Annotated in this window: 3 protein-coding genes; 1 reads left to right on the top strand and 2 read right to left on the bottom strand. The window is 63.9% G+C overall.

Translation table 11 applies throughout. The annotated features are described in order from the left end of the window. On the top strand, positions 1-1110 hold a 1110-nt coding region (locus tag EN969_RS28540), incomplete at its 5' end, for an efflux RND transporter permease subunit (RefSeq protein WP_164758577.1). A gap of 12 nt (positions 1111-1122) precedes the next feature. On the opposite strand, the gene EN969_RS28535 is transcribed toward EN969_RS28540, so the two are convergent. Together EN969_RS28535 and EN969_RS28530 are read right to left on the bottom strand one after the other, a co-directional pair. Further along, entirely contained in the window at positions 1123-1437 is a 315-nt protein-coding gene (locus tag EN969_RS28535; protein ID WP_063169981.1) for a hypothetical protein, read from the bottom strand. 45 nt (positions 1438-1482) lie between these two features. Then, the coding region (locus EN969_RS28530) for an ABC transporter ATP-binding protein (RefSeq protein WP_164758576.1) at positions 1483-2017 on the bottom strand (535 nt) is incomplete at its 5' end.

The following is a 2017-nucleotide window of genomic DNA, read 5'->3' as shown; positions in this document are numbered from 1 at the left end:
GTGCAATACCGCGTCGGCGGTCCCGACATCCAGACGGTGCGCGAACTGGCGCAGCAATTCGCCGGTGTCATCTCCGCCAATCCAAAGCTCGCTGCGCCGACCTTCGACTGGAACGAGCCGCAGCGGGTGCTGAGGGTCGACGTGCTGCAGGACAAGGCACGCCAGCTCGGCATCACCTCCTCCGACATCGCCAGCGCGCTGAACAGTACGGTCGGCGGCGCCACCATCACGCAGGTGCGCGACGCGACCTACCTGATCAATGTCGTGGCCCGCTCCCGCGGGGCCGAACGCGGCTCGATCGAGACGTTGCAGAACATGCAGTTGCCGACCAGCACCGGCGAGGCGATCCCGCTCGCGGCGGTCGCCAACTTCCGCTACGATCTGGAGCAACCGACGGTGTGGCGACGCGATCGCATCCCGACCATCACCGTGCGCGCCGGGCTGGTCGGCGACGTGCTGCCGGCCACGGTCGTCAACGAACTGAAGCCATCGGTCGATGCCTTCACCGCCAAGCTGCCGCCGGGCTATTCGATCGCCACCGCCGGCTCGGTCGAGGAGAGCGCCAAAAGTCAGGGACCGATCGCCGCCGTCGTGCCGTTGATGCTGTTCGTCATGGCAACGATCCTGATGGTGCAGTTGCAAAGCTTCCAGCGCCTGTTCCTGGTCGTGGCGGTGGCGCCGCTCGGCCTGATCGGCGTGGTGGCGGCCCTGGTGCCGAGCGGAGCGCCGCTGGGCTTCGTCGCCATCCTGGGCGTGCTGGCGCTGATCGGCATCCTGATCCGCAATTCGGTCATCCTGATCGTGCAGATCGAGGATCTTGTTCGAGAGGGCAAGGACCGCTGGGCGGCGGTCATCGAAGCGACCGAACACCGGATGCGGCCGATCGCACTGACGGCGGCGGCCGCCAGCCTGGCGCTGATCCCGATCGCGCGTGAAGTGTTCTGGGGTCCGATGGCCTATGCGATGATGGGCGGCATCATCGCGGGTACCGCAATCACGCTGCTGTTCCTGCCGGCGCTTTATGTGACGTGGTTCAGGATCAAGGAGCCGAAGGGCCGGGAAGAGCCACCCGTTCTGGAGAGCGGCGAACTGGCGCAAGGCTCAGCCTAAGGCTTTGCCTGATCATTCGTTGTCGTTGGAGGGCACAGGGCGCGACCTGGCGCGTTGCCATGGCGACGATTTCGAGGTGCGCCAAGCGTGCCAGCCTTCTGGCAAGTCCGCCAACGCCTGGATGCTTTCGTCCCGCTGCACAACGTTTTGCAAGCTGACGATCATGATATCGCCTTCGTCAACAGGTCCGGTTTCGCTGTTGTGGAATTGCCAACTGCCGTCGTCATCGTCATGTGAGACGTATGTAATCCAATCGCCGCGGGTAACGACTGCCCTATCCACAAACACCGCGACATTGGGCGGATCCGCAAACTTCCATTCCTCCATGGGAATTCCCCAAGATGGTTGTTCGGCGCAAAAGAGAAAACGAATTCAAGCGGTTCTCACAAACCCGTCGCTGGCCCGCAACAGATTGCGCGTATAGTCCTTGGTCACGCGGCGCTCGACAAGGTCTGCCGCCGCCAGATTCTCCACCGCCTCGCCGCTTTGCATCACCATCAGCCGCTCGCACATATGGGTGATGATGGCGAGGTCGTGGCTGACCATCAGGAAGGTCAGCTTGCGGCGCTTGCGTACCTCTTCCAGCAGGTTGAGCACTTCCGCCTGCACCGAGGCATCGAGCGCCGAGGTCGGCTCGTCGAGCAGCAGGATCGACGGTTCCAGAATGAGCGCACGCGCGATCGCCACGCGCTGGCGCTGGCCGCCGGAGAGCTGGTGCGAATAGCGAAACCGAAAACCGTTGCCGAGGCCGACTTCGTCGAGCGCCCGCTGGATACGCTTTTCGCCGTCGGCAAAGCCATGGATGGCAAGCGGCTCCTGCAGCAGACGGTCGACGGTCTGGCGCGGGTGCAGCGACCCGTACGGATCCTGGAAGACCATCTGCACTTCACGGTAGAAGGCCTTGTCG

The sequence above is a fragment of the Mesorhizobium sp. M7A.F.Ca.CA.003.01.2.1 genome, from assembly GCF_003998945.1.
Classification (GTDB): domain Bacteria; phylum Pseudomonadota; class Alphaproteobacteria; order Rhizobiales; family Rhizobiaceae; genus Mesorhizobium; species Mesorhizobium ciceri.
Note: the sequence above shows the minus strand (reverse complement) of the source record. Positions and strands in the feature narration are given on the sequence as shown.

Bases quoted from the DNA above. Each gene is read 5' to 3' on its own strand.
- EN969_RS28535 (WP_063169981.1), bottom strand. From the start codon at position 1,437: ATGGAGGAATGGAAGTTTGCGGATCCGCCCAATGTCGCGGTGTTTGTG.